This is a genomic window from Bradyrhizobium sp. CAR08, from assembly GCF_052871955.1.
This window is the reverse complement of the sequence record NZ_JBIXJX010000018.1, coordinates 114,917-141,131: the sequence shown is the minus strand read 5'-3', so window position 1 is coordinate 141,131 and position 26,215 is coordinate 114,917. Positions and strand designations below refer to the sequence as shown.

General features: G+C 58.3%; 25 protein-coding genes. 14 read left to right on the top strand and 11 right to left on the bottom strand.

Annotation, left to right across the window (positions count from 1 at the left end; all coding sequences use genetic code 11):
• Positions 1–650 precede the first annotated feature (650 nt).
• Complete coding sequence (locus ACIPUD_RS31270) at positions 651–1,796, bottom strand: hypothetical protein (protein WP_446482193.1); 1,146 nt, start codon at positions 1,794–1,796, stop codon at positions 651–653.
• Between the two features lie 351 nt (positions 1,797–2,147).
• Here ACIPUD_RS31270 and ACIPUD_RS31265 point away from each other — a divergent pair, with 351 nt between their 5' ends.
• Positions 2,148–2,492, top strand: coding sequence for a hypothetical protein (locus tag ACIPUD_RS31265; RefSeq protein WP_446482192.1), 345 nt, complete (start codon positions 2,148–2,150; stop codon positions 2,490–2,492).
• A 544-nt stretch (positions 2,493–3,036) separates the two neighbouring features.
• Here ACIPUD_RS31265 and ACIPUD_RS31260 read toward each other — a convergent pair.
• From ACIPUD_RS31260 to ACIPUD_RS31245, 4 genes are all read right to left on the bottom strand, one after another.
• Positions 3,037–3,270, bottom strand: a complete 234-nt coding sequence (locus ACIPUD_RS31260; protein WP_377791943.1) for a hypothetical protein — start codon at positions 3,268–3,270, stop codon at positions 3,037–3,039.
• A gap of 246 nt (positions 3,271–3,516) precedes the next feature.
• Complete coding sequence (locus ACIPUD_RS31255; RefSeq protein ID WP_446482191.1) at positions 3,517–4,008, bottom strand: GNAT family N-acetyltransferase; 492 nt, start codon at positions 4,006–4,008, stop codon at positions 3,517–3,519.
• A gap of 81 nt (positions 4,009–4,089) precedes the next feature.
• Positions 4,090–5,304 (bottom strand): hypothetical protein, encoded by a 1,215-nt coding sequence (locus tag ACIPUD_RS31250; protein WP_377791945.1) that lies wholly within the window; start codon positions 5,302–5,304, stop codon positions 4,090–4,092.
• Positions 5,301–6,776, bottom strand: a complete 1,476-nt coding sequence (locus tag ACIPUD_RS31245; protein WP_377791946.1) for a coproporphyrinogen-III oxidase family protein — start codon at positions 6,774–6,776, stop codon at positions 5,301–5,303. Before ACIPUD_RS31245 ends, ACIPUD_RS31250 begins: the two co-directional genes overlap by 4 nt.
• Positions 6,777–7,629: 853 nt before the next feature.
• Between ACIPUD_RS31245 and ACIPUD_RS31240 the strand changes: the two genes are divergently transcribed.
• From ACIPUD_RS31240 to ACIPUD_RS31230, 3 genes are all read left to right on the top strand, one after another.
• Positions 7,630–8,070 (top strand): DinB/UmuC family translesion DNA polymerase, encoded by a 441-nt coding sequence (locus ACIPUD_RS31240; RefSeq protein ID WP_446482195.1) that lies wholly within the window; start codon positions 7,630–7,632, stop codon positions 8,068–8,070.
• Between the two features lie 87 nt (positions 8,071–8,157).
• The gene (locus ACIPUD_RS31235) at positions 8,158–8,352 is read left to right on the top strand and encodes a hypothetical protein (RefSeq protein WP_377791947.1); all 195 of its coding nucleotides are present in this window, start codon (positions 8,158–8,160) and stop codon (positions 8,350–8,352) included.
• A gap of 16 nt (positions 8,353–8,368) precedes the next feature.
• A complete protein-coding gene (locus ACIPUD_RS31230; protein ID WP_446482190.1) occupies positions 8,369–8,857 on the top strand; it encodes a hypothetical protein in 489 nt (162 codons plus the stop codon).
• Between the two features lie 383 nt (positions 8,858–9,240).
• Here the strand turns inward: ACIPUD_RS31230 and ACIPUD_RS31225 are convergent, their stop codons facing one another.
• Both ACIPUD_RS31225 and ACIPUD_RS31220 read right to left on the bottom strand, forming a co-directional pair.
• The gene (locus tag ACIPUD_RS31225; protein WP_377791951.1) at positions 9,241–9,471 is read right to left on the bottom strand and encodes a hypothetical protein; all 231 of its coding nucleotides are present in this window, start codon (positions 9,469–9,471) and stop codon (positions 9,241–9,243) included.
• Complete coding sequence (locus ACIPUD_RS31220; RefSeq protein WP_377791952.1) at positions 9,468–10,154, bottom strand: HAD family hydrolase; 687 nt, start codon at positions 10,152–10,154, stop codon at positions 9,468–9,470. Before ACIPUD_RS31220 ends, ACIPUD_RS31225 begins: the two co-directional genes overlap by 4 nt.
• Positions 10,155–11,791: 1,637 nt before the next feature.
• Here ACIPUD_RS31220 and ACIPUD_RS31215 point away from each other — a divergent pair.
• Positions 11,792–11,944 carry a hypothetical protein gene (locus ACIPUD_RS31215; RefSeq protein ID WP_377791954.1) on the top strand — a complete coding sequence of 51 codons (153 nt, stop codon included), beginning with the start codon at positions 11,792–11,794 and terminating at the stop codon, positions 11,942–11,944.
• 1,165 nt (positions 11,945–13,109) lie between these two features.
• Here ACIPUD_RS31215 and ACIPUD_RS31210 read toward each other — a convergent pair.
• Positions 13,110–14,393 carry an NAD(P)/FAD-dependent oxidoreductase gene (locus ACIPUD_RS31210; RefSeq protein ID WP_007614421.1) on the bottom strand — a complete coding sequence of 428 codons (1,284 nt, stop codon included), beginning with the start codon at positions 14,391–14,393 and terminating at the stop codon, positions 13,110–13,112.
• A gap of 357 nt (positions 14,394–14,750) precedes the next feature.
• Here ACIPUD_RS31210 and ybgC point away from each other — a divergent pair, with 357 nt between their 5' ends.
• The 7 genes from ybgC (at position 14,751) to ACIPUD_RS31175 (ending at position 21,118) form a co-directional block, all read left to right on the top strand.
• On the top strand, positions 14,751–15,194 hold the full coding sequence (gene ybgC / locus ACIPUD_RS31205) for a tol-pal system-associated acyl-CoA thioesterase (RefSeq protein WP_377791955.1): 444 nt from the start codon (positions 14,751–14,753) through the stop codon (positions 15,192–15,194).
• A gap of 125 nt (positions 15,195–15,319) precedes the next feature.
• The gene (locus ACIPUD_RS31200) at positions 15,320–15,601 is read left to right on the top strand and encodes a hypothetical protein (RefSeq protein ID WP_446482189.1); all 282 of its coding nucleotides are present in this window, start codon (positions 15,320–15,322) and stop codon (positions 15,599–15,601) included.
• Positions 15,602–16,263: 662 nt separating this feature from the next.
• Positions 16,264–16,512: a hypothetical protein gene (locus ACIPUD_RS31195; RefSeq protein ID WP_377791959.1), complete on the top strand. Its 249-nt coding sequence runs from the start codon at positions 16,264–16,266 to the stop codon at positions 16,510–16,512.
• A 154-nt stretch (positions 16,513–16,666) separates the two neighbouring features.
• A complete protein-coding gene (locus ACIPUD_RS31190; RefSeq protein ID WP_446482188.1) occupies positions 16,667–17,410 on the top strand; it encodes an outer membrane protein in 744 nt (247 codons plus the stop codon).
• Positions 17,411–17,574: 164 nt separating this feature from the next.
• A complete protein-coding gene (gene sbmA / locus ACIPUD_RS31185; RefSeq protein ID WP_446482187.1) occupies positions 17,575–18,786 on the top strand; it encodes a peptide antibiotic transporter SbmA in 1,212 nt (403 codons plus the stop codon).
• A gap of 954 nt (positions 18,787–19,740) precedes the next feature.
• Complete coding sequence (locus ACIPUD_RS31180) at positions 19,741–19,995, top strand: hypothetical protein (protein WP_377791963.1); 255 nt, start codon at positions 19,741–19,743, stop codon at positions 19,993–19,995.
• Positions 19,996–20,962: 967 nt separating this feature from the next.
• Positions 20,963–21,118 (top strand): hypothetical protein, encoded by a 156-nt coding sequence (locus tag ACIPUD_RS31175; protein ID WP_377791964.1) that lies wholly within the window; start codon positions 20,963–20,965, stop codon positions 21,116–21,118.
• Positions 21,119–21,340: 222 nt separating this feature from the next.
• Here the strand turns inward: ACIPUD_RS31175 and ACIPUD_RS31170 are convergent, their stop codons facing one another.
• Complete coding sequence (locus ACIPUD_RS31170; RefSeq protein WP_085348947.1) at positions 21,341–22,075, bottom strand: outer membrane protein; 735 nt, start codon at positions 22,073–22,075, stop codon at positions 21,341–21,343.
• Positions 22,076–23,290: 1,215 nt separating this feature from the next.
• On the opposite strand from ACIPUD_RS31170, the gene ACIPUD_RS31165 reads away from it, so the two are divergent.
• Entirely contained in the window at positions 23,291–23,695 is a 405-nt protein-coding gene (locus ACIPUD_RS31165) for a YbgC/FadM family acyl-CoA thioesterase (protein ID WP_210350912.1), read from the top strand.
• 77 nt (positions 23,696–23,772) lie between these two features.
• On the top strand, positions 23,773–24,240 hold the full coding sequence (locus tag ACIPUD_RS31160) for a nuclear transport factor 2 family protein (protein WP_085348942.1): 468 nt from the start codon (positions 23,773–23,775) through the stop codon (positions 24,238–24,240).
• Positions 24,241–24,447: 207 nt separating this feature from the next.
• Here ACIPUD_RS31160 and ACIPUD_RS31155 read toward each other — a convergent pair whose 3' ends face one another.
• Positions 24,448–25,161 (bottom strand): type 1 glutamine amidotransferase, encoded by a 714-nt coding sequence (locus ACIPUD_RS31155; protein WP_446482186.1) that lies wholly within the window; start codon positions 25,159–25,161, stop codon positions 24,448–24,450.
• A gap of 17 nt (positions 25,162–25,178) precedes the next feature.
• Positions 25,179–26,111, bottom strand: coding sequence for a LysR family transcriptional regulator (locus tag ACIPUD_RS31150; protein WP_446482185.1), 933 nt, complete (start codon positions 26,109–26,111; stop codon positions 25,179–25,181).
• Positions 26,112–26,215: the final 104 nt, after the last annotated feature.

The following is a 26,215-nucleotide window of genomic DNA, read 5'->3' as shown; positions in this document are numbered from 1 at the left end:
GCCGGCGCGCCGTCACGTCCGATTTAAGCGTATGGTCAAGCATAGACACAAGCCGATCCCTTCAAAGAGATCGTGAAACTCGCCTATCCCATGTGCCGCGAGAAGGTGGGAGCGGAACGACGCTTACTATTGAGGGCGCGAGCGTTGTGCTAAAGTTTCGGTTCCGACACCGACAAGCACTATCGACCGACCTCAACGGCCGCCCGCGTTTCTGCGCGTGCGGCCGATTTCATGTCCACGAACTCGTTTGTAATTCTTTGAAAAAGCCGTTTGACTTCAACGCCGCCCTTTGGCGACGTTTGTGATTGCAAGCTATTGATCGACAACAACCTGCCCACTTCCCTAGGCAGCGCCAGCAAGCACGGCGTTAGCGGCGCCCAATAGCGGCACCTCACATATGAGGTAGCGCCCAGTAATCGAGATACTGAGGGCGGGCACCGGCTGCTCACGCACGGTCTCTAGCCGATCTCTAAGAAGTTGGACACCGTGGTGAGCCCGAAAGGCGAAACTAACCACGCCGGCTCGCAAGCCCAAGGCCACTTGGGGCGAGCCGAAGTTCTACTCCGATCGAATACCGCGACATTGCGTCAGAGGGGCTTCTCAGGGCAAGTTCGTTTAAGGGGTGTCGCAGAAGTAAGCGGCATCTCGCCTCAATCGACTACGAGTGGATCGCGGCTGCATTGAAATTCGGTTCCGAGCCTGTCCGCAATCTTTATGGCCTGGTCGTTTGCATCCACGCCTTTGCGGACGTTGACGAGCGCAGCCACACAAGAGGTCTTGTCAGCTTGTAATCGGTGGATCGTCAGCACCTGACGATTGTCAAGGAAGTATCTATGGATCGCGGCGAAGGGCTTGCCGTTGAGAACTCTCCATTCAATTACATTGTTTGGCTCGGCGAACGCCCCTTCCAATGCATCGGAGACGGTTTTGCCGCCCTTAGCCGTGCGCCCGAAGTGCACATACTCGCGAGCATCAGCAGAGAACATGCTCACGGTCCAGCCATCCGGACCCGGCGGGCAACGCTCTTCCAGAACCGGATTATCGCTGGTGCCGCTTCGTTGAACGACCTTGCAGATCCCGTATCGATCTGCACGAACGTCATCGATTTTTGTGTAGACGCGCGTTACAGGCCCCGCAGGGGAGAGCGCCGCGAGACGCAATTGTGCAACATTGTTCGCCTTTGGGGCCGCAGGCGCAGGCGGGTTTTCTTGCGTGGAAGCAGTCGTGAAGCGGGCTTGAGACAGGGATGCGAAGTCCAACTGTTGAGAGTCCGCGCGCCACAAGAGCTCGCGTTCACAGCCGATCATCTCGGCAGTGCTGCGAGCGTGCATCTGACCGCAATTCGCGCCGGCCACGGCCGCCCACAGTTTTGACGAACCTGCGCCGGGCTCCGACTTGATCCCGAAGCCCACCACCGCGAAACGCTTGATCTCTCCCCCTGACGGGGTGACGAAGATTGCGGAATTCCAGCCGTGAGCATTCGAAAACAGACCCCAGGCGCCCTCGCACTCAAGCGCAACCTCATCAACGGTCCAGAACTCGGGACCGCTTGTCAGTCGACCGTGTTCAACTGCTGGGCCGGAAAGAGGCTTGCCCCCGACTTCCTTGCATTGGTCAGCAAGGTCGCGAACCTCTGCCACGACCTGCGCCGGCAACTCCAATGCTGGTTCGCCGCACAGTCGGGTTTCGGAGAACTGCTGACAGGGCGGCGCATTCGCTTCCGAAGCGCATGCTGCCGCCGCTAGGCCGCCGGAAATGCAGAGCGCGGCAAAGAAGAACACGACTGTGCGTATCATTCATCCCTCGGGGCTGGCTGTGGTGCCCGTCGCTAGCACCAGTAGGCACTCGTTCGTCGGCTAATGTCGCGCGACCAATCCTAAGTAGATTTTCCAAAGACGGCTTAAATCGTGGCGCGGGCCGCATCCGCTAAATTTTACGAAAATCGATACCGTCCTTGGTGCATCGCGGCCGTTAGTCGGCAGCGACAGTGAGAAGGGCTCTGCATCGCTAAGCCAGACTCCGGCTTTGCGAGCCACACACATTCCGCGAAATGACGCGGGGGCTGATACAGCTCATCGTCTCCGCTTGACTTCACCCATATCATTCGAACAAAAATAGAACAAACGATTCCCACCGCGAAGGTCCGCTTGGCTAAACTGCCGCAACTGCCCGTCTACTATTATCTCGACCATTTCGCCGAAATGCTCGGGTTCGTGCAGCGAACGTACGCCCCCGTGCTTGGTCCGGAGCATCACGCCTTCATAGCGCGGTTCGAGGACATGTCGAGAGATGCACGATGTCTGCTGGTCCGAATGATCAATAGGCCTGGTGCCATATTCAACCGATCGCTGTTCAACTACCCCGAGATCGATTGCGTCGAGCGGGCTGCATCCGATCTGATCAAGGCCGGTCACGCACGCGAACTCGGCGAGGCCGACTATGCGGCCTTCGTCTCATGCCTGCCAAAGGATGTTCGAGCGCATTCCGGATGAGCAGTTTCAGGCCCGGGATTCGTCCCAGCGATATTCCGGACCCCAACCACGATGCATAGCGATCTTCGGCGATGCCTGAAGCCATCTCCGCGAAGGCGCCGTCGAGGAGTTCAAGCGTTTCGCGGACAGTGATACTGGCAGCATGGGGAGCACCGGACATTTAACGCCTTTGGGGAGCTCGAAATAACACATAAGTCAACGCTCGGCATGGTAGCAACATCGGCCCCTTCCAATCAAAGCGTTTGCAGCATCCGTGGATCTTATTTTAGACCTGTTCCCAGCGGCAAGACTATTAACATATTGAATGAGCGTGACTTTCGTCGAATTCAAGTGATCCGTCCAAACGAGCCTTCAGCACGCCGGTCCGCAAGCCCCGAGCAATGAGCGGCAGGATTCAAAGTGAACCGAATTACTCGGCGACGCCTATCGCGCTCTCGTCGTTACCGGCGGCCTGCGTCAAAAGCCATTTGACAAGATCCATGGATTCCGCATCGTCCTCGATGCGATGAAGGACACAGAGATCGTCGGCAAATTCATCAAGGAGTCAGGAAATGGTAGCGGTAGGCTGGCAGCATATCCGCTCCGTTGTCGTAAGGTCCGACATATTGCGTGAGGCCGGACCGACCGTCCCGAGCGCGGCTTCGGCCGCCTTTTCCAGCGTCGACCGCGGTCCATCACCAGCGAGAATCGTGGCCGCGTACGCCTCAGGGAATGCCTTTAGCATCGTCAGATCGAGGTCGAGCGGCTCGGAGAAATAGACCCCATAGGCCTTCAGCATGCCGATAAGTCGCGGGCGCACCGCTCCAGCTCTCTTTTGAGCTCAACGCTGGTTCAGGCAGGCGCGAGTTCGGGCGTGCGTTCGAGGGCTGTCGGTCGCGAAATCTTTTAAGTCCTCGTCAGCTACAGTGACACGATTCATTCCGGCCGCAGATCTCGCGGGACTATTGAAAGGGGGTCTTCGCCGGATGTGACGGTTTTGTCTGAGCGGTCCGTAGAGCTTCAGTCGAATATCCGCATCATTTGCTCATGTGGGGTCGTCCTGGCCAATGAGCCGCTTCTCGTAAAAGATCACTGCATATCCGTGCAACGTCCCTTCCTTCCGGCGAACATAGCCAGCGGTCTCGTAAAGTCTCTGAGCCCCTGCTTGGATCGTTGTTGTGTCGAGCATTATCCACTTGAAACCGAGAGCAACAGCTCGCGACTCCAATTCACGAAGAACCCTCCTTCCAAGCCCTCGTCGCTGAAAGTCGGGATCGACCCGCATACGTTTAACTTCTGCGACATCGTCATCAACACGTTTCAGCCCACCCATGGCAGCGAGTTGGGGACCAATATGGGCAACTACGAAGTCTCCGCCCGACCCGATGTATACTGCGCCGACATTGCGTAAATCATCCTCCCAGGTCCCTTCCGGTCCACACACACCAACATGCTGCGATGCGCTTCTGTGCAGATGCCATACACCATCGCTATCCCCGGACTCGAACCGACGAACGATCAGTTCGTCTTGAGACATCGATTATAACCTCTCGACGGGCGTCGAACACCTGCGCCTATGGCATCGTTTCTGTTTAGCCAAGCAGGGACCACCGTCAGCTTACCGACCCGCCTCTGTCAACAGTCGCTGAGAAAGGACAGCCTCAACATTCTCCGATACCTCAACTCCGACGATTGGACGACCCGGCTCGACGGTATATTTTAACGCCGTACTTCGGTGCATCAGGGTAAACCGATCCAGTGCACAAATGCAGGACGCGCGCAGCCTTCCGATTTCCTCGCCGTGATGCTCCACTATTGGCGAAATCGTCGCAAGCCTGGGAAACTCCGCTTTCCCTTCTAGCCAACCCGGCTTGATCGGTGCACTCCCGTTGTCTGACGAGAGCCAGCGGAATACTTCGTGGATGCACCTCTGCGGATAATATTCGGAAAGCCGATATAGATCACTATAGAATTGCGGTTTGTGGTGGAAGAGTTCTTCACCGAGTAGTAGCACCGACACTGCCACGATGCGGGCCGAGAAGCGGCCGCTTGGACCAAGCGTATTCTTGTAAGGATTCTTTCCGTAAAACACACGAAATTGGCCAAATAGGTCCGGTGACATATGTTCATAAAAGCGCGTCAGAATATAGTTTGCTGACTCAAGGCGCGCCAAGCATAGCGCAAGACATTGCCCCGCATCCACCTCGGCCGCATCACGCAAGTCGAGGAGAGCGTCCATTGCTGACTGCAGTTCGCTCTCGATGATCTGATGGCCCAAGCAAAAATCTCGTTCCTCGACCCCGGCCGCGCCAAGGCAGTATACGCGTGGATCGTTCTGCAGCGGATTCGTAAGGATCATATCTTCATAGGAGAGGACCTCAATGCCGGGTTGCCGGTCACAGCTTGATCGCGCAAGGTGGCTCAGTCCCTCTCCCACCGTCAGCTCGGCGTCCACGGGGTGAAGGCCGGCAAACGCGGACATCTGATAAGCACAATTTAGGAGATATTGGATATCTGTCTTAGCGATTTCGAAGTCGGACTGCGGAAGACTTAGCAGCAACGCATCATAGTCACTCGCGGCGATCATCGCGTTGACGCTGCGTCCAAGCGCCTTAACCGCTTCATCTGGTCGTTCACTGCATTTGATTTCCGCAATGCAGTGCGGCAGTTCATCGGTGACAAAATTGCTGACCAGCCCAAGCGGGCGTTCTCGCTGCCGCCGATCAATACTATCGGCCAGATGCAAAAATATGTCGTGCCCTTCGCAAGGCGAGCTTTGCGGAGTGGAAACGGAAAAAGGAGTGACCATAAACGAGCCCGCCCGCGGCTTCATCGAAATGCAACTTGCATTTCGGTACTTGAGCCGTATCGAGCGGCCGGTGAGTAATCATGCTTTTCGAGCAGATCAGTTCGTTTGTCTGCTATCCTACTGTCGTTATACGCGACCCGCTCAAGTATACTGTTCGAGAAGAATAACAGCGATACCGCGCCCGAATTGATGGTGCCGGCGGCAGTTAACGAAAGCAGGCCATCATTTGAAATGCAGATGAGACCTGCCTCATTCAAGTTTTCTAGCTCGCGGCCAAAGCATTTCTCAATCGACACCCCAAACTCCCGCTCGAAGCGGGAGAGCGACACTCCACTGCTTCGCAGGGCAAACATTACTGTTCTGCGCATGAGATCATCTTGCGACAGGACAACACCCTTCCACACTGGCTTCTCGCCAGCCTCGACCCTATATAGGTAACGATCTAAATCTGCCTCGTTATAGAACTGGCACTGGCTCATGTAGCCAAATCCGGCAACCCCAAACGGAACCAGATTATTGTCGTTCCAGGAATCGTATTTGCGGCGCTGTTGAACCGAGTGTGGCTGCGACTGCTTACTCCAGTAGAAAATCGGCCCATGACGATAGCCGAGTGTCGTGAGGATGTGCTCGGCCATAAAATGCATGATAATGCGCTCCTTAGCCCCGGCGAATTGATATCGTCCCTGAGCCAAATGGCGGGCCACGGGGTCTGTAGATTTGAACATTAAGGGGAATACATTGAGCTTCTCTATCCCCAAATCTAGTAAGCCGATGAGTGAGTCGTACCAGCTACGGAGCGTTTGCTGCGGCAATCCATACATGAGGTCGAGCGAGAGATTCTCAACGCCCATCTCATTCAGCAATTTTACGAGTTGTACCACCTCGTCCACGCGGTGCCCGCGGTTTAGTATGCGTAAAATGCTCGGATCTAGACTCTGTACGCCCAATACAAAGCGGTTTACGCCGGATCTGAGCAGTGTCGATATGCGATCTGCAGCATCCACTTGCTTTGCAAGAGAGGGATGTAATTCGAAACTCACCTCCGACTTAGACAAATCAAAGCGCCGGCCAATCATACCAAATAGCGTTTTGAGTTGACTGTTGGTCAGGAACGAGGGGGTGCCGCCTCCAAAGAAAGCAGTCTCAACAGCTCTGTCAGCCAGTGCCGCGTCCGACCAACTCATCTCTTTATCTAAGGCCGCCAGATAGCGCTCCACTCGCTCGGAAGATGGATGGATTTCTTTGGCGAAGTGGCAAAAGGTGCAATGCTGATCACAGAAGGGGACGTGAAAGTAGAGATCAATTGACGGCGTAACCTGAAGCAACAAGTTTTCGGCATCTAGATCGCCCATTGCCTTGAGAGGCGGATATGTGCCGACGAGATAATCGTTGTGCGTGTCAAGGTGCAAATTCCGTGACCTCAACATGTCGAGGTTAATGTCGTACGATCGGTCGATCGCGAATTCCAAGGCTTCGGAATAGGTCGGGACGCGCATTTTGTTAAACTCCTCTAGCTTTCGTGTGAAGCAAGGGGCGATGGCACCTCCGTCCCTCGCTTCACATTCCGCTCTTCAGCTCGGGCTCGATACCGTAGCCATGCGTTTCGATAAAAGGCGCGGGGTTGTCGGCTCCCCCTCGAGGCAACCACCGTAGTCAGAACACGGGCCGCCATCCGCTCGGCTACACGCGAGGGTCGATTATGGTTCGGCGAGGAAGACAGATGCCGTGGCCCACGCGAATGCCCCCTCGGGCGTTGCTAAACGGCACCGAGGAAGACTTCAGGCGCAGAGGGTGCGAATACTCCTCGAGAAAATGGTGCTCGACCTCGGAGATAGCCACCCGCGGGGCAACGCGGCAAAGCTTTAAGCCGGACGTAGGCAACAGCGCAATGTCCATGGCATTTTCGATCAATCGAGCAAGTTTCATTTGAACTCCTGGGCCAGCGACAGCAAGGCCGTCATGGTCGTACAGAATCTTTGCGGTGTCCCAGCAATCCACGTGCCACCAAGGCCGCTTGCGAGCCTCGCTTGAAGAGGGCAAAACCATGTTCTTCGGCGCCAACGGCGGGATACTCGCGCCTCGGTGTCTGGTCCCCGACATTAACGTCTTCAGCCGGACACGGCTGAACACGACAAACGCGGAATGTTGAATGATGATGGAGGCCTCTCATGTTCAATCGCGAACATCTGCTGCACGACGAGCTTACGAGGGAGTCGCTCGGCTGATGCAGGCAGCGTCGCTGCACGTGACGGATATGCAAATGAATTTGTCACATTGTTGCGGCGCGGGGTGGCCACGTAGAAAGTCCGCTTGCTACTATCGCGGGAAGCGTTCAAGTCCGACGCCGGTGTGAGGAGACTGATATTTGCTGTGTGCGCTTTCCAGTCAGTTGCGGGCGGTTGCACGCGGCGCCGCGTCGTCAAGATCACCGGCATCGCCTTGACTGGGTGTCGACACCCCGGCGTCCCCCCCGTTGTCAGGAAGGCACAGCCGCTCATCGAGAAGGTCTGGAGGCACTGCGAGGACAAAGGTTCGCGGGGCCGGACGGTTAAACTGAGGGGCAGGTTCAACGATCTCGAGATCATCACGCGGAGCAGGACCGGACGCGTCCCGATTTCGAGCCGCTGCGAGCTCGAAACTTGTCGCTCGTCTTCCTTCAAACGAGATACCCGCTCCAAAGCCGATCCGCCTTCTTGTCTTCACGCCAGGGCGAACCGTAGGCCGAGCTGCAGCTCGGCCTACCAATTTGAGTCCGCATCGATCAGAATCAAGACCGCGGTACATCAGTAGAGCGCGAGCCGTCGTGCGCAGCGCGGCTGAGTTTACCTCAACTGCGGGAATCCCAAGGTCGAAAGAATTACGGTAGGATAGGCGTCCATGTTTGAATACCCCACGACCGCTCTATCGCGAGCGGTACTTGACGAGGTCTGCGAGACGCTTCCGCGCAAGGAGAGCGGCGCTGGTTTGGCCTCCAAGATCGTCGAAGCCGCAAAGACCGACGAAACAACGCCGAAGCTGCTGCGGCAGATCGGGCGTAAAGCCCTGGCCCGAGCGTCGATTATGTGGCGTTGATCGGGCGAGGTGCGGAGTGAACTTCCAGGTCACAGTCTTGAAGATCCTGGTGAGTTACCCCCAAGGATTTGCCGTGATGGCGGACCTCAAGCGGGACATGGCAATCCTCGCGACCAGCGGCCCGGAATGGGCCGAGCGCACCAAACGGCTGGCCGCGCGCGTTCCCGGGCTGGACATTTTTTCGGACGGCCTCGTTGAGCGCCAAAACGGCGGCGGTTGGAGAATCACGGTGAGAGGGCGAGTTGTGCTCGAGACCATGGAGGCGCGCCGAGGCCAAGACGAGCCGACGGAGAAGGTCCCAGTCGAAACGGCCGGGCCGGTGCGATCGGTGCCCAGCCCTCGGAACGAGCGAACCGCTGACGCGAGCGCTTCCAGCGTCGCCGCGAAGCCCGCGAGCGCGCGCGAGCGCATGCATCTTGAGGAGCAGCCGCCGAGTTCTCCCAGCGGCTCAGAAAGTCAGGTCGTTGACTCGCCTGTGGCGCACACGAACAGGTCCCCTGGGTAGGGGGTGTGGGAGCGAATTGGACTATGTCCGCCAGCAGCGGCGAAGCGCATCTCCATCCGGCAGCGCGACCCGCGCGTCAAACCGAACCGGTGCCTTTGGCGTACCGTGCGGCACGAGCGCTGGTGCTGTTACGGTTGCGGAGTTCCGGATACCCAACTGGCCCCGTCAGCGTCCAACCATGACCCCGGCCTACTGCTGATTTCGTCCAGACCAGTACTGACTTGCGATGGAATAGCTGGGGTCAGCGTTCGACGCACGGGGTGAAGTTGCTCTCCGATTCTACAATGTGACGCTTGCCAACACGCTCGAATATCTGGGATCGCTGAGGTCGTAAGAGCGGCAATGTGTGGGTGAGAGATGGGTTATTGTTCGATCTGGCATCGTCAAGCCTCGAGCAGCGCACCGGTGACGACTACAGGCGCCTGGAATGCCGCGAGTGCGGCAGGTACCGGATTACGGGTTCGGTATTGCAGATGCTGGACCCGCGACTGAGTTGAGCCATGCGACGCGTGCGATGTCGAAGGCGGAGTTCGAATCGCCGAGATAAACTCGTTCAACATGGACGACATGATCAAGGTTTTACAGACGCTGTGCGGTGATTCTTCGCCGATCATGATTTGTGCATTCCAAAAAAACCGTAGCTTCGTAAGATTGGCAACAGCTCATGAAGGTTGTTAATCGTGTAGTCTGGATGCGCCGCTTGCAGGCGCGCCTCGGAAACAAATCCCCCGGTAATGGCTATACTTATCAGTCCGAGATTCCGTGCAATATCCGTTTCGATCGGCATATCGCCGATGATGAAAGTTGACGCTGGCTTCAAGTTGTTCTTCTGCATGTATAGACGAAGTCGCTCTCCTTTGCTTGTCGATTTGTATTGCGTGTCGCGGCTTTCGAACGCGAGCACATCGTCGATGCAGTCATTGATTCCAAGTCTTCTCAATTGGTAGCGCAGAGCGTCGACTATATGGTTGCTCACGATGATGGACGAAACCCCTTCTCGGCGCGCCAACTCCAAGACTCTGCGCGCGCCCTCGCGTAGATCGGCTCTGCCCGCATGAGCCTCATAGGCGTCGTGAAACATTGCACTCCCATCGCGATCCACCGTCGCAAGCTCGTCTTGCGATAGTCCGAGGCTGCGATAAAGAAGAGACAGCGGAATGTCGCAATGTTCCCGAAGCGTCTTCATGTCGATCGTTGTACGACCAAAGCGATCTAGAATTGCATTGGTGGTTTCGAGCAGTGCGTATGCATCATCGAGCAACGTTCCATTCCAATCGAAGACGAGAACCGGTTTCATGATCTGACCTTAAGCATAGATTCCGTGCGGGTGCCACCGTCGTTCGCCACGTATAGTAGCACCGAACTACTACGGCATGGGCATCGACACACTAGATGAGTTGAAATGCTGGCGAGAATGGAGACGATTGACGCCCGCGATCAATCGAGCAAGTTTCATTTGGACTCCTGGGCCGGCGACTGCGAGGCCGTCATGATCGTACGGGCTCTTTTCGGTGTCCCAGCAATCCACGTGCCACCAAAGCCATTTGCGAGCCTCGCTTGAAGAGGGCAAAACCATGTTCTTCGGCTCAGGCGACGGAATACTCGCGCGTCAGTGTCTGGTCTCCGACATTAACGTCTTCAGCCGGATACGGCTGAAGACGACAACGCGAAATGTTGAATATGATGGAGGCGCCATTCGCAAGTGTTCGCGGGCGGCGCTCCATGGAGACGGGGCCTTTGCGCTGAAGACGCTCCGGTTGGCATGGGGAAGTCGGGCTTCAGCAGGCGACTGCCTGAGCAACACGCGATTTGAGGACCGCGAAGCGATCTTTCGTGGCGAGCACTCGCGGTCCTTGGCAGACTCGAGCTTCGCTGAATGCGCCTCAGGTCCGCTCATCATCCGGCTTGGGGACGCGGCCCTTGCCATCGCACTTATGTCAACGGTTACATCCAACGCACGGGCAGGGCGAAGAGGCTAAAGCCCTCGCACAATTCCCGCCAGAATATCTGCCCGCTTAAGACATTTTCGACCGTAGCAGCGCAGAAGCTGCATCGCGTGTCGCGCACGTTACGTCATCTAAAAAGTGCACGTTCCTGCGACCTACGGTGATCGCGAACCGCCTCGCAAGATTAGGTGGCCGGCAGTTGACGAAAGCAACAGGGGCTCAGACAGAAGAAGTTGAGCTGCTGCAAGAACACGCAAGGCTTAGAAATATGATCTAATCTGGGCATGTCCCTGCCGGGTTAACTTTGTAACTGGCCGCCCGGCAGCGCTCCTGGCAGCCTTATTGTGTTCCGGCTTGTGGACCGTGGAGGATGGTGCGCGTCAAGACTTCGACCCGTTCGGCAATTTGGCGAATTCGCCTCGCCACGTCCTCGACTGCGGTCATGTCCACCGGCTGCCTGCAGGAAATTGAGCTCATCTTCGCGTTAAGGTCCCTCAGCTCAGCCTTGCAGCGATCTAACTCCGCGTTGAGCATCGTAACTTCATTCATCGCCGTTGCCTATATTGCCGTTGCTTCCGAGAAGATGTTTGTTCGGAGCATGCACCTGATTGCAATCTTTGTCGCGCTCGCGTGGCTCCACATGGGTAGGGGCATCTCGAAAGGCACAGAACGGCCAACCCAAACACCGACCGGGTCGTTCACGCGCACAGCTGCAAATGGAGTCCCCATAGCCAATTTATATAAAGGAATGAAGCTCAATGGCACGCGCATGCGTTCCTCTCAGCAAAGCCCGGGCGACCGGCCGCACTCGCAAGAATCCAAAACGATTTTCGGGCCGCAAAGAGCCAAACGGCTTGGGTCCGTTAGGCGAACCGCCGAAATGCTTAGGCAAACCGCACGAGCGCGAGGCGCGGCGAACGCTGTCTGATGACCTTCGATGGTTGAACCCGGAGCCACCGGACGCTAGTGGCAATGGCAAGCGGGCTGGTTGCGCGGCAAATCGGAGGCGAAGACGTTTGCGAAAGCTCTGAATCTTCTCAGAATGATGCTGACTTCCATTGGCGGCTCGCTGTCCGATGCATCGAAAGTAATGATGCCGGAAGTGGAAGATGCTGAAGACCCGGCCGCGAAATACTTCTAGTTCATTCTCAAGTACTCTCGCCTGAATGGGCATCTCCAAACAAGAGTGTAGAAGCCCGGCTGAACCGGACTTCCGCTGTTGTCGGTCGCTCACTTGGGATTGTGATCTGCCCATACGATCAGACGCCATCGAAATTTGCTTGTGCTGACGTATGCGCATGATTGCTCTGCGGAGGCAATGTGTGGCCTGCTGCAATTCCGATTTCGCGATGACAGCCCGTGCATCGGTAGAGAGCGGCAAAAGGAGCCGCGACTCCCGGCCCCTGATCCTGATCGAAACAGTCGCTGTTAGATTGCGGTAGGTAGTTGGCGTTCTTATAGGTAGCCATTCGACTTCTGTCACTAGAGTAAAGCCGGACTTGACCTCTCGGGGCTTACCGAATGTAATGCTGTTGCTGCTAACATCAGCGTTTGGCCCGCAGTCCGCAGCGTTGCGCGGGCAATCGGGGCCGCCAGTCGCAAGCTGGCGGTTCTCCCCGATTCGTTACGACCAGTGGAACACGTTTCCCGGCGTGCACCGCAAATAGCGGAACCTTATGCCGGCTATTCACAGGGCCTTCCGGTGGACAACCTCATTATTCGGAAGAGATTTCGCCGCGCACCGCACGCGCTCGGCGCATGGATTAATTATGACACCCAAACAGAAAGCCGCGCTGGCATCTAGCACTACGATGCCGGATAAAGCAGGGAGGCGAAGTTGCCCTGTCCATCATAAGGGAGTTTCCAGACGGGTTCAGCGAAACGAAATGACGCAGAACTCGCCTCACAGGCTGGCGCTTCCCTTTCGACCGCCGTGACGGCAACTCATGAGCGCTTCCAGTTTGGGGTGGGCCTTCGCGCTGGTGTCTCGCGATATCGAGAAACCCTTTTAAAGTGCGGCTTCGGTCACTGCCGGCTTTTGCGTTGAGCGCGTCTTCATCGAGCGATCCCGTCGGGGAGATGATCCGCCTCTACGGTGCGGACTGGCATTCGGCGGAGAACCGACAGCTCGAGTCATGAACGTCACCCGTCGCAAGCTCGTCGTTTTCACCATCCGATTGGGTTGTCTGACCCCGAGGTATCCTAAGTTCCATGACGGCCCCCTTGAACACATCATAACAACATCACGAGGACCGGCATGCTTCGAGCGAGGGCAGCTTATGAAACCAACCGGGTTGCTGGGGTGATCAGAACCAGGAATCCATCAGGTGAACAAGCTGGGAGCCCGCCGTATAAAACGCCTCCTGCGCTGCACGAAAGCGCTGGGCTTCAACGGCGGTGACCGGCAACGGCAGGTCGTTCTCCGCGATCTGCCCCAATACATACGAAGCCAAAACACTGCCAAACACAGTGCCTGGTGCGATTCCGCGGCCGTTATAGCCACTGAAACCGATGACTTTGCGGTCCAGCTTGTGAAGCCGGGGCAAGTTGTCGGAGGTCATTCCAATCATGCCAAACCAGCCGGTTTCAAACTGGACGCCCCGAAGTCCTGGAAAAAGCTTGTGCAACGATCTTTGGGCCCAAGCGCGGTGAATAGATCGCCCAATCCCCTCAAGCGCACCAACACTGCCAAACACGAGTCGCCCGGAGCGATCGAGACGAAACGAAGAGAGGACTTCTCGAGTGTCCCACACACCCTGCCGCTCAGGCAGGATCGACTTTCTCAGATCATCGGGCAGACATGGCGTGCCAAAGTTGAAATAGGGCAGTTGAATCTGTTCCTGCCGTACCTCAGACCAAAGTCCCTTGCTATAAGCGTCCGTCGCGACGACCACCCAGTCGGCCTCTACAGATCCGCTTTCGGTGCCGACTCTCCAGCGGAAACCATTCTGTTGCGCCATGACGGCCTCACTATGCGTAAATATCCTGGCTCCCATCGCAAGCGCGGCCCGCGCTAACCCTCGCACATAAGCCAATGGCTGTATGGTGCCGGCGCGCTTATCGAGCAGCGCGCCGGTGTAGTCGCCACCGCCTACTTTGCTGCGTGTTGCCTCCGCATTTAGCACCAGGACGGGCGCTCCACGCTTCTGCCACTGTTCGGCACGGGCCTCAACCTCCTCCAAGCCCTTACGTCCGACCGCACAATGCAAGGTGCCGGCACGTTCGACTTCACATTCGATGTGGTGCTTTTCGATGAGCTCGAATACCGTCTGCGGTCCGCGGCCGAGCTGTTCAAGTAACCGTTCTCCAAAAGGCGCGCGGAGCGCGGCCGGAAGCGACTCAGGCATGAGCCACATGCCCGCATTCACGAGTCCGACGTTCCGCCCGGACCCGCCGAATCCTATTTCAGACGCCTCCAAAAGCGCAACACGCGCTCCACCTTCAGCTAGATGAAGGGCCGCCGACAGCCCGGTATATCCACCGCCAATCACGACGATATCCGCTGCAATTTCATCGGTAAGTGGAGCAGTTTGTGGCGCTGGTGGCGCAGTCAGCACCCACAGTCCGTGTGATCGTCGATTGTTTCGCATCCGCCAATCCTCTTACAAGTAGCTTCTTAATCGACCCGAGCTCCAGCAGCCATCGTGAACACCGCTAAGTTCTGGCGGACCTCTCTAGTATCCAAGCGGACCTCCCTAGTATCCAACACTGACGTGCCAGCGCCACACCGGCAGGCAAATCGCAGGCCAAAAGGGCAGTTCGTCATCACCCCGAAGATCAGGCCGAGCTTCTAAGTTGTTGATCTGTTGAGGGCACGCGCAGCACCCACGCGGCGGTGCGCCGGAGCTCCGACTGCGCGAACAAAGCCAAAGCCCATCGGCGCTTGCTCTGGAACGCACCTTTGTGCAAGACAATGGGTCCCAAAAGGGCAGCAAGGGGACCACACCGTGAGAGCCTCTCTTGATGGCGAAATTCGCGACGGCCGCCATCATATGCAGATCCGGGTCTATTTCGAAGATACCGACTCCGGCCAGATTGTTTATCACGCAAATTTCTTGCGCTTCATGGAACGCGGCAGAACGAACTACTTGCGCCTGCTCGGAACGAATCAGCAAGCATTACTCAAAGAAGCCAAGAACGATGCGCCCGGTGTTGCCTTCGTTGTGCGCTCGATGACGATCGATTTTCTGAAACCGGCGGTCTTGGATGACATTCTTGACGTCGTCACAGTCCCGCAAGAGGTGAGGGGCGCGTCGATTGCCTTGCTGCAGGAATGCAGGCGTGGCGACGATCTCCTGGTCACAGCACGTGTACGGGTAGCGTTTATCTCAGCTGGAAAGGCGCAGCGCATCCCGAAGTCGCTGCGGCTCGCTATGGAAGCGCATAGATAAATCTGCCGCCTCATTCACGCGTTTGCCTCGCAGCGCTCCATCGAAATCAAGTCATCATGGCGGCGTAAGTTAAAGCAAATGGGCTGCGGCAAACCCGGGGCGGCTCAATTGCACAGTCCAGCCGGATGAATCAGAAGCCGGCGAAGAACGAAAATAAATCGGACTTCGTCGGCCGCTTTGGTCACAGCGACCACAGCGAAACCTACGTCAAGGATGACGGGCCGATTGGCGACTGGCGCGGCTATCCCGGCGGCGCTGCCGTGGTGAACTTGCGCGATCGCTTTTCGCGGCTCTTCTCAAATGGCGGCACCGTCTCCATTGCCCCATGCTCCATCTGGCTGACGGCAGCGAGGCGGATCGTTTCCGGGCTGCGCGCCAACGCTCGGTGCTCTTGCCACTCCCGATAAAAAATCATGGAAGAGGGCGGAACCGAGCGCGATCATTTTCGACGAGATGGTCAAGACGGTCCAGGAGCCGGCCCAATCGAAGGCGGCCGGCGGCCTCGTCCTTGGGCCTGAAAACATCAAAGGCACGTTTGTCGGATTCATTAGAGGGTACAATCTTTATGTTGTTTTCTGGAATGCGGATCAGCACGATCGAGCGAGCGTCATTCACCGTCGCTCAAAGAGGATGGATATCGTCGCGGAAATGCCGCTTACGTTCGAGACCGCGCATCGGCTAGCGCTCTTCATGCCGCGTGCCGTGCCGACAACAACATTGCGCCGGATGCGCCGCCAATCGAATAGGGCCGCGCGGCCATTTTCGAAGTTGGTCCGGGCCTCCAATAGGCAAAACTGTTTCGTGGGGCGCCCACTTTATGTCAGCGAGTGCCATGATATCAGAACGGCAACCGGTGGCCTGTGGGCTGCCATACCTTACTTCACCGCTTGAACGCGCGAGGATAGTGCCGTGGCTAATGACGTAGAGCTTCTGATCTCGTATTTCGCGCTTTCGGGGCACGTTTACCCGCTGGGGGCCTACTGAGGTCACTCCATTCCCATTCAAAGGCAGGGTCGAAGGGGCAGCGCGCGCGGGGTTCAACGGGTTTGGTCTTCACTACGAAGGCACGATGGTCGCGCAAAGCAAGATTGGTTTTGCGGAAATGAGACGCATTCTTCAAGACAATGGCATCAAATATCTAAAGATTGAATTTCTGCTCGATTGGTACAGGACTGACGAGAAGCGAATGGAATCCGACAAATTCCGTCGGCAACTGCTCGATGTCTCCGCCGAACTTGGAATGCGGGATATCAAGGTGGGCCCGGGATTCCAACAAACGCATGCCGATGTGGCGCTCCGCCCATGGTGGCCTCCGTAAGGGGACGCTTGGGAATGATCTGCAACGCAGAACCTAACGCAGCGTCCGGTTCACGCATTTCTTTCGGCACGAATGTTGTGACGCAGCTACAGCAATTCGCGCGCACGTTGTTAAGACGCATGAGGCTCGGGGCACTCAAGACATGAGAGTAGAAATGAAGAACTTCTTGCTTACGACTGTGAGCATTGTGGCGCTTGGCGCAATTGCGTCCGCATCCGGTGCAGACCTGGCTGCGCAGCCCGTCCAACCTCTCTACTCCAAAGCTCCGCCGCCTGTCGCGGCTGCAATTTACGACTGGAGCGGCCTCTACGTCGGTGTGAACGGCGGCTTGGGCTCAAGCTCGAATTGCTGGGACTACAATGGTCGCACCCCTGAGGGCTGTCATGATGCAACCGGCATTACCGTCGGCGGGCAGATCGGCTATCGATGGCAGATCGGTCAGATCGTGCTGGGCGTTGAAGGTCAGGGGAACTGGGCTGATCTGACCGGATCCAACGTCAGCATTGCGTTCGGCGATGTCGACCAGAGCAAGATTGGTGCGTTCGGTACGATGACTGGGCAGATCGGTTATGCGCTCGACACCGTACTGTTTTACGCCAAGGGCGGCGTCGCAGTGTCGAGCAACACGTATCGAGTCAACTCCGCAGTCACGGGCGCGCAGTTCGCGGGCGCTGATAGCAGCCCTTGGGGGGCTACTGTGGGCGCCGGGATCGAAGTCGGTTTCGCGCCGAACTGGTCGGTAAGCGTCGAGTACGACCACTTGTTCATGCGGGATGCCGACGTGAACTTTGTCGTGGCTGCTGGTTCGCTGGGCGGCGACCGCATCCGCCAGGATTTCGATCTTGTGACTGCGCGGCTCAACTATAAGTTCGGCGGCCCGATTCTGCTCAAATATTGATCTGAAGTCGGACTGGTGAATCGAAGGCCCCGGCTAGACCGGGGCCTTTCAGGCATCGCGCGTGCGACGCGACTGGCGGGTGACCGGAAGTCACGAATAGTTAGCAAAATCGCGGCGAGTTCATCTTCTGAGCTGAAGTTCTAAGTCGATAAAGGACAGCGAGCATGTTCGTTTCATTCTTCCCTCGACCAAAGTTGTTCTTTGCGTCGTCAATTCTTTGGACGGCGTTGGCGATGGCGTTTTGGTATGTATTTGCCGGCAATCTCTTTCCAGCCCCGGAGAAGCCGGTCGGGCTTGCGACGTTCTGGTCGGCCTCGGCGCTGTGGTTTGATCTCTATTTTGCGCTGACCGTTACGGTGTTCGCGGCGGCATGGATGTTATTTGCCCCCCATCCCTGGGCGACGTGGTCCATTCTTGGTTCGGCGCTGATCCTGTTCACCTCTTACTTTCAGGTTCAGGTCTCGGTCGCGATCAACAGCTGGTATGGACCGTTCTACGACCTGGTCCAGGCTGCGCTTTCGAAATCGGCGCCGGTCACGGTTGAGCAGTTCTACAACGAATTGTCGACCTTTGCCGGTATCGCGCTCGTGGCCGTCGTGGTCGGCGTGATGACGCGATTTTTCGTCAGCCACTACATCTTCCGCTGGCGCACGGCGATGAACGATTTTTATGTCGCCAACTGGCCACGGCTGCGCACGATCGAAGGCGCCTCCCAGCGCATCCAGGAAGACACCATGCGCTTCGCCAGCACCATGGAAGGTCTAGGCGTCAATCTCATCAGCGCGGTGCTGACATTGTTGGCGTTCCTGCCGGTTCTGGTGAGGCTGTCCAGCAACGTCACCGAGCTGCCTCTGTTCGGCTCGATTCCCTATCCGCTGGTGTTCGCCGCGGTGATCTGGTCGATCCTGGGCACCGGCGTTCTCGCGCTTATCGGCATCCGCCTGCCCGGAATTGAATTTTTCAACCAGCGGGTCGAAGCGGCCTATCGCAAGGAGCTCGTGCTCGGCGAGGATGATACGGCGCGTGCCAATGCGCCGACATTGAGCGTACTGTTTAGAGACATTCGCAGGAATTACTTCCGGCTCTATGTGAACTTCATGTACTTCAATATCGGCCGGATCGTCTATCTGCAGACTGACGTCATCTTTCCTTATCTGCTGCTTGCGCCCACAATCATCGCGGGCAGGATCACCCTCGGCGCGATGAACCAGATCCTCAACGCGTTCAACCAAGTGCGAACCTCGTTTCAGTATCTCGTCAACTCCTGGAGCACGATCGTCGAACTGATCTCGATTTATCAGCGCCTGCGGAGCTTTGAGGCAAAGATCCACGGTGGGCTACTGCCGTCGATCGAGATAAGGAAGCAAGCCACATGATTCCTATAGCTGTAGGGAGTTGACGGACACCTGACCTTCCGTTCCGCGTCAATCGGTCGCAACGCTGCTGAATTGCTTAAGTTGTGAGAAGGGCATTCGAGAGAATGGCGCTCGGCGTGGAGAAACTTAGCAGCTGCATATCGGAACCCCCGTGACGTGTTGTTGTGGATGACGGCTAGCGCTCTGTTGCAGCGCGCGGACTGAGGCAAAGGGGCGGCGGATGGCTGTAGGGGCCATTACAGCCGCCGCGGGTAAGCTACAAAGCAGCCGCGTCGCGTTCGACCTCCGGTCGAGCCAGGGGTTCATGACACCGAAGACTTGCTCCGAGAAAACAGCCATGAATCTGATTTTCTCCTTTTCTCCTGGAAATGGGTTCTCAGAGTCCACACCGCCAGCTCTACAAATAGGTACCACCGTGTCGTAAGTTCGACAGTGTGAGTCAGACACGCCTCAACGGTGTTGTCCCGGGAGCAATCATAATTGTGTCCCACATGGCACCGGACAGTGACTGACTAGCCAGAACGACCATGCGGGATGTTTCAAACTTGATCCGCTCCATGGAATACGGTGCTAAACAGGGAGGTAGGCATTACGTGGGGCGGCGAGCCCTGGCGACCGCCGGATGTGTTGGTGTCCATTCTGGTTCTGGCGGAACGGTAATCGAGCCCAGTGGCACCCAAGCACGTTCTAGCGTCACTGGATCGCGCAGCTGGGCGAAAGTTTCGGTGCGAATATCGAGCCACTCGAACCAGCGATCCTGGACGGCGACTAGCTGGGCTGGCCGGAGCACGCCGAAATGATCTGGAAGAGAAATTCTTATCACCGTAAGCTCAACTGTGAACCGTGCCAGAAGAGTTCAAGATGATGTTGCGTCGTGTTTCAACTACCAGAACCGGGATTTGACAACTCTGAGCCTGCGGACCAATCCGTTTCCGCCGAGCCGGAGCTCTGGCCGTGAACATGACCGCCAGATTGAGCAGCGTGGATTCACAAGCGTGGCTCGCCGACTATAGCAACCGCGCCGTACATCCGGCTCAAAAGGCGCGACGAGCTCCTAAGCTGGAATTGGCGCGATCGGAACAGCAATCCACTAAGGCTGCCCAATCACGGCGCGGCGATCCTCACCAAATGCTTTACGAACTTTTATTGATAGCGTCAGCAAGCGTTGAACTGAAAACCAAAGGACCTATCCGCAGGATGCTTTCTTAAGCCGTTATGCATCCAGAATGAGCGGAGCACGAACTGTCACATTACCGAAACCTAGCTCTTGTACTTGTAGGCTCGGCCCTCCCTTATTCCCCCAGCTCCCTGGAGCGAAGAAGGTTTATTCCGCATGGCTTGCCGGTGGCCGCCGGCCAGGCGGGCCGGAGCCGAGGTCGGCCAGATCTCCGTTGGTTTTGGATTAGCGCCATGACACCGAAAATCAAACTATGCGCTTTGTTGCGAGGTGTTCTGGACGATGCGATCGGGATGGTGCCCGAAGCAAACCGGACGTCTTCGTTGAAGGCGTGCCTCGCCGAAAAGATATTAGCTCTGGCCGCAAAAGGTCACTTGGATCCAACTGTCTTGACGCGTCTCGCGCTACGGACTCTGCAGGAATCCTGTTGTGGTTGCTACGGGTGCGAACTGCAGAACCCCCTTCGAGGTGTGAAGGACCGAGAATGAACTCCAAACTATTCCCCGCGCTTCGGCGTGGCTGACCGCCTGGGTTTCGGCGGGTTGCAAGGCGACGCGAGATTAGAGGTCTGCCCGGCCATGGAGCTTGCGCCCGGCAGCGATGCCATCTGAGCGCGAGGGTTATGGCGTCCTGGCCGGAGAAACTCGGGTCAGTCCTGCTGTGGATGCCGCCTTGCCTCATCATGAGGTCGCCCGTGTCCGCGGCTGTCACTGACGTCATTGCGCCCCGCCCGCGGCACAGATGATTTCTCCTCGGTCCGCATCGGCGCTTGGCGCGCGATGTCGGCGATGTCGGAGGGCAGGGTGCTCGCCTGCTCGGTTGCCGCTAGTAGCCGAAGCAGGCGAGGCCGAGTGATCCGAAAGATCGGACGGGCCGGTGAGATGTTGGAAAGCCGAGCTGCCTATCGTCCGGGTTCGCGACAGACGCGGATGAGCCAATCTATTATGTCCTCAACGCTTGCAGGCGGATCTTGCCGTGGCCGCCTCAGCGGAGGCAGCTGTGTTCGACGATCTCGTCTGCCTCGATTGCGACGGCGATGCGCCGCTTACCCTGGCAAGGCGGCAGCCGCAAGCTAAGCAGTATCATTCCCGCGGCATCGACGCAGGTTCCGAGCTCGTCGCCCTTGCGACTACCCCTGTCCACGATTACGGCTGACTTTCGGTGTCGAGTGTGCTCAGCGCTGAGCCGGTGGTTCCCCGCGAAGTGCTGAGCTTGCCGTCCGGAGAAGGAGGGGTCGCAGGCCAGCGAAAGGGGCCGGGATCGCGCAGGCGGCGCTTGAATCTCACGTCGGAGTTGCCTGAATGGCCGGGCTCTGAGCGGGCCATGCTTCCCTTCAAATGGCCCCGGCTAGGCCGGGGCCATCGACGCAACTAGGGATCAATATTTCAGGAGAATCGGACCGCCGAACTTATAGTTGACCCGTACCGTGATAAGATCGAGATCCTCGCGGATGCGATCGGCCCCACCAATGTTCCCGCTGAATTTCACCGTGCGGGGCTGGAAGAACAGGTGGTCGTACTCGAAGCCCACCGTCCAGTTCGGTGCGATGCCGTGCTCGAATCCGACCCCCAACACACCGCCCCAAAGAACGTCACTTTTCCTAGCGGCTCCTGCCACGGTCGAGCTGATCTGATGGATGTTGCTCGTGACTGCGGCGCCGCCTTTGCCGTAAAGTACGTTATTCCCAAAGGCATAACCAATCTGCCCCGTCATGAGACCGAACGCGTCAATCTTAGTCTGGTTGGTAGTATCGGAAAACGGGATGCTGTGATTGGACCCGGTCAAATCAGCCCAGTTGCCCTGGCCCTCAACACCCAGCACGATCTGGCCCATCTGCCATCGATAGCCGATCTGGAGGCCCACGCTACCGCCTGTCGGATGATGACAGCCCTCGGGCTTGCTGCCAAGGTACTCCCAACAACTCTCGCCTGAGCTCAGACCACCGTTCACGCCGAAATAGTAAGCACTCCAATCGTAGATTGCAGCCGCGACAGGTCCCGGAGCGGTGGTGTAGAGAGGCCTGATGGGTTGCGCAGGCAGATCAGCACTGAATGCGGGGGCCACCGCAGCAAGCGCCACCGTACTGACTGTCATAAGCAACAAGTTCTTCATTTCTATTCCCATGTCTTGAGTGCCCCCCAGCCTGCTGCGTCTTAACAACGTGCACGCAAATTGCTGTAACTGCATCGCAACATTGGCGCTGGAAGAAATGCGTGAAACAAACGCCGCGTCAGGTTGCGGCGTTGCAGATATCTCCAACTCCTTGACATGCCCCTTCGCTTGCGAGCGTAGATCAGCGCGGTGTCCTGCCTCTCGCGCACCCGACAGCTTGACGGCATGCTCCACCTCGCGACGTAGTAGCGTGGTAGGTCGACGGGGCGCCCGGTAATTGCGTGTTCCAGCCGTTCGTGATCACGGAGTCCAAGCCATCGTGATCGCCCATTCCAGAGCATCGTGATCACCGTTTCCAGCCGATCGTGATCGCTATTTCAGCGATTGCGATCGGGGTAACGCAGGAGGCGCGCACCGCTGACAGTCTGCAACCCGGCTACCTTGGTCTTTTGCCTAACTCCGACTGCTTCAGCTATGCGAACGCTACAAGCAATGGGCCGGCCCCCTCAAGCCCATCCTGTCCCCAGGTCCATGTCGCCGGCGAGAAGCTGTTCGTCGACTATTCCGGCCAGACCATGGAGCTGGGTTGACGGAGTACGATACACGCCAGTCCTGCTCCGGCTCCGCGGATGAAACCGTCAATGCAGGAGCGATCGGTTGGGCTTTCGGTCAGGGGCGGCGCCGACGGAGCAACGAACCCGGAAACTCTCACGCAAATAACCGCACACGTTCTTAATGTGGGTCAGTGGTGTGAGGTCCGCGATAGGATCTCCCGAAATCAGGCTCATAAGTGCCGCGGTTTTCGCCCATGGCACAAGTACGGGTCCGATTAGGTTGTGGGCGCGTCCGCTCCGCGGACGGGGCTCTATGAGCCAGCTTGCCGAGCCATGCTGTCTCGGCCTTTCGGATCACGATGCCTCGCGCAAGCCATAAAGTGCTCCTCGCCGGGGGCACTCGGAAAACGGGCTCGCCTGTGGCGAGCGTTATTACGGCCCCGTTCCCGCGTGCCGCTCAAACACCGGTGTTGTCGCTGCACTCGTCCCGCATGCCCCTTCGGGCCGCTATGCTCGCGGCCGGGCTGACATTTCTCTCGAGGCGAGCTAGGTGAACACTGAAGCTGATCCCGAAGGCGCTGCGGCTCGCCATGAAAGGGACGTAGAAAAATCTGCGCTTGTTCACGCTACCGCCCTCCAGCGCCCCAACGAAATCAAGCAGTTGGTATTCTGTTGCGATATCGTCAAATCCGAGTTTTCCGGCATCGTCTATCACGCCAACTATCTGCGCTTCATGGAGCGCGGGCGGACCAATCATCTGCGGCTGATGGGCGCCGAGCAGCAGGCATTGTTCGAGCAGGCCGAGGCGGAAGACGCAAGCTTCGCCTTCGTGGTGCGCTCGATGCATCTCGATTTCCTCAAGCCTGCCCGGATGGACGACGTGCTCGACGTCGTGACCTGGCCGGTCGCCGTGAAGGGTGCCTCCATCATGCTGGCGCAGGAGGTGCGGCGCGGCGAAGTCGTGCTGGTGAAAGCCGAGGTGCGGGTCGCCTTCATCAGCGGCGGCCGTGCCCAGCCGATCCCGAAATCGATCCGCGCGTTGATGAAGGCTGATCCGATTTCGTGATCGGGCGATAGCGGACGGCCTCTCGACTCCCCCGCGCGCGGCGATAGATTGCACTCCCGCCAACCGATGAGGCCCTCATGTCGCGCCCGCCGCTCCCGCCCTTTACCCGTGAGACCGCAGCGCAAAAGGCCCGCATGGCCGAGGATGCCTGGAATTCGCGCGACCCGGTGCGCGTCTCGCTCGCCTATACCGAGGACAGCCGCTGGCGCAATCGCTCCGAGGTTTTTCAGGGGCGCGAGGCCATCGTCACGTTCCTCACCCGCAAATGGGAGAAGGAGCACGACTACCGCCTGATCAAGGACCTCTGGGCGTTTGACGAAAACCGCATCGCGGTGCGCTTCCAATACGAATGGCACGATGCGAGCGGCCAGTGGTATCGCTCCTACGGCAACGAGCAGTGGGAGTTCGACGAGCACGGCCTGATGCGGCGCCGCGAAGCCTCGATCAACGACATCGCGATTGCGGAGAAGGACCGGCGGTTTCACTGGCCGGCACCGGGGCCGAGGCCTGCGGATGTGGTGGGGCTGGGGACGGATCCGTTCTGAGGCCTATCAAGACGAGCTTGTCGCTTTCTTCCCTCTCCCCTTGTGGGAGAGGGTGGCTCGCCGCGAAGCGGCGAGACGGGTGAGGGGTCTCCCTCAGCGAGCACCTCTCGCGATTGAATCCGCGGATAGAGACCCCTCATCCGGCGCTTCGCGCCACCTTCTCCCACAAGGGGAGAAGGGAAGAGTCTGCGTGGCGAGAGCTGCGGACTACGTTGCCGTACGCTTCGCCAGAAACCTTGCAATCGCGCCACCAAGCTTGGCGTGATCCATCGGCTGCGCCAGTGATTCCCTCGCGGTGGCAACGACATCCTCCGGCGCCTTGCCGATGCGCAGCTCGCAGCACACCTGCGCAAACTCCACGTCGAACTCCGGATGCGGCTGCAGGGTGAGCGTCGCGCCGTTGGCGTAGAGCAGGCCGGCATGCGGGGTGAAATCGGAGGAGAGGATCGTCAACGCATCGTTGGGCGGCTCAATCACCTGGTCCTGATGCGAGCAGGCGATGGCGACCGCTTCGCCGTCAACGACGCCGTTGTCCGGCAGCACCTGATAGACATGCCGGCCGATGCCCCAGCCCTTCTCCGACTTGCGCACGGTGCCGCCGAGCGCCTGCGCGATCAACTGATGGCCGAAGCAGACGCCGACCATGGGTGTCCTATTGGCGTAGGCCGTGCGCACGAAATCTTCCAACGGCGCGATCCAGTCGAGCCCGTCATAGACGCCGGCGGCCGCGCCGGTGATCAGCACCGCCTCCAAATTGCGCGGATCGGGCAGCGCATCGCCGTTCGGGATGCTGACGATTTCGACCGTAGCTGTCGGATCCTCGGCGCGGACCATGCGCTCGAACATGTCCGGGAATGAACCGTGGCGCTCGCGATATTTTTGTGGGACCTGCCCGCTCTCGATGATGGTGATGCGTGCCATGTGCCCTCTGGTAAAGGTCAAGCCTCGTCGCTTCCTGCCCCATGTTGCTGGTGTGGCCCTGTGGGCTCCAGCAGCGCACTCTCTTTCCGGACCTCGTTGAGAAACGCCTTGGCCAGGCGCGACAGCGGCTCGGCTTCCGACCATAGCATATAGGCCACCGCGTGCGTCGTCGGCGCGAACGGCCGTACGACGAGGCCGGTCCCGCCGTTCTGCCGTGGCGAGAAGGGATCGACCACCGCGGCGCCGACGCCAGCGGCGGCGAGCACGCAGGCCGTGTTGCAGTAGCGCACCTCGACGGTCGGCTGGAACGGCGCGCCGGCGCGGGCAAAACTGTCGCGCACGGCTTCACCGAGCCGCGTCCCGCGCTCGAGCCCGATGAAGGGGAGTCCGGACAGGTCCGCGGCCGAGATTACCGGCCGGTCGGCGAGCGGGTGCTGCAGCGGCAGCACGCACACCATCTCGCCGGTGTGCACCACCTCATGGGCGATGCCGGGATGATGTGTCAGCCCGAGCGCGAAGCCGAGCTCGGCGACGCGGTTGAGCACGCCTTCGATGATGCCCTCATAGCGCCGCACGTCGAAGAACACCCGCGTCTCCGGGCGGCGGCGCAGGAAGCCTGACAGCGCCGCGGGGATGATGCTGTAGGCGAGCGGCGGCGTCGCGACCAGCGCGAGATGCCCGGAGCGGTTCTCGCGCAGATCGCGCACGCGGTTCTCGAGCTTTGCGTGCAGCGCGAAGATCGCCTCGCTCTCCTTGTAGAGCGCCATCGCTTCCGTGGTCGGAAACAGCCGGTTGTTGACGCGCTCGAACAGCGCAAAACCCGCCTGCGCCTCCATCGTCTTCAGCGCATTGCTGACTGCAGGCTGCGACAGCGCTAGTTCGTCGGCGGCCGCAACCGTGGTGCGGTGGCGGATGACGGCGCGGAGAATCTCGAGCTGGCGCAGGTTCATATCACTGCCGATTATACTCTGGGCCAAAACATCATAGCAGAACGAATTGATTTTGCAGCCCCGCTTCCGCGTAATGGCCGCGGATTTGCACGTCGCATCAAAGG

Excerpts from the sequence above, each read along its gene's own strand:
- ACIPUD_RS31210 (WP_007614421.1), bottom strand. The coding sequence starts at position 14,393 with ATGCGAAACAATCGACGATCACACGGACTGTGGGTGCTGACTGCGCCA.
- ACIPUD_RS31250 (WP_377791945.1), bottom strand. The coding sequence starts at position 5,304 with ATGAAGCCGCGGGCGGGCTCGTTTATGGTCACTCCTTTTTCCGTTTCC.
- ACIPUD_RS31190 (WP_446482188.1), top strand. The coding sequence starts at position 16,667 with ATGAAGAACTTCTTGCTTACGACTGTGAGCATTGTGGCGCTTGGCGCA.
- ACIPUD_RS31270 (WP_446482193.1), bottom strand. The coding sequence starts at position 1,796 with ATGATACGCACAGTCGTGTTCTTCTTTGCCGCGCTCTGCATTTCCGGC.
- ACIPUD_RS31155 (WP_446482186.1), bottom strand. The coding sequence starts at position 25,161 with ATGGCACGCATCACCATCATCGAGAGCGGGCAGGTCCCACAAAAATAT.
- ACIPUD_RS31260 (WP_377791943.1), bottom strand. The coding sequence starts at position 3,270 with ATGCTGAAGGCCTATGGGGTCTATTTCTCCGAGCCGCTCGACCTCGAT.
- ACIPUD_RS31160 (WP_085348942.1), top strand. The coding sequence starts at position 23,773 with ATGTCGCGCCCGCCGCTCCCGCCCTTTACCCGTGAGACCGCAGCGCAA.
- ACIPUD_RS31150 (WP_446482185.1), bottom strand. The coding sequence starts at position 26,111 with ATGAACCTGCGCCAGCTCGAGATTCTCCGCGCCGTCATCCGCCACCGC.
- ACIPUD_RS31195 (WP_377791959.1), top strand. The coding sequence starts at position 16,264 with ATGGTCGCGCAAAGCAAGATTGGTTTTGCGGAAATGAGACGCATTCTT.
- ACIPUD_RS31255 (WP_446482191.1), bottom strand. The coding sequence starts at position 4,008 with ATGTCTCAAGACGAACTGATCGTTCGTCGGTTCGAGTCCGGGGATAGC.
- ACIPUD_RS31245 (WP_377791946.1), bottom strand. The coding sequence starts at position 6,776 with ATGCGCGTCCCGACCTATTCCGAAGCCTTGGAATTCGCGATCGACCGA.
- ACIPUD_RS31235 (WP_377791947.1), top strand. The coding sequence starts at position 8,158 with ATGTTTGAATACCCCACGACCGCTCTATCGCGAGCGGTACTTGACGAG.
- ACIPUD_RS31170 (WP_085348947.1), bottom strand. The coding sequence starts at position 22,075 with ATGAAGAACTTGTTGCTTATGACAGTCAGTACGGTGGCGCTTGCTGCG.
- sbmA (WP_446482187.1), top strand. The coding sequence starts at position 17,575 with ATGTTCGTTTCATTCTTCCCTCGACCAAAGTTGTTCTTTGCGTCGTCA.
- ACIPUD_RS31200 (WP_446482189.1), top strand. The coding sequence starts at position 15,320 with ATGAATCAGAAGCCGGCGAAGAACGAAAATAAATCGGACTTCGTCGGC.
- ACIPUD_RS31220 (WP_377791952.1), bottom strand. The coding sequence starts at position 10,154 with ATGAAACCGGTTCTCGTCTTCGATTGGAATGGAACGTTGCTCGATGAT.
- ACIPUD_RS31225 (WP_377791951.1), bottom strand. The coding sequence starts at position 9,471 with ATGATCGGCGAAGAATCACCGCACAGCGTCTGTAAAACCTTGATCATG.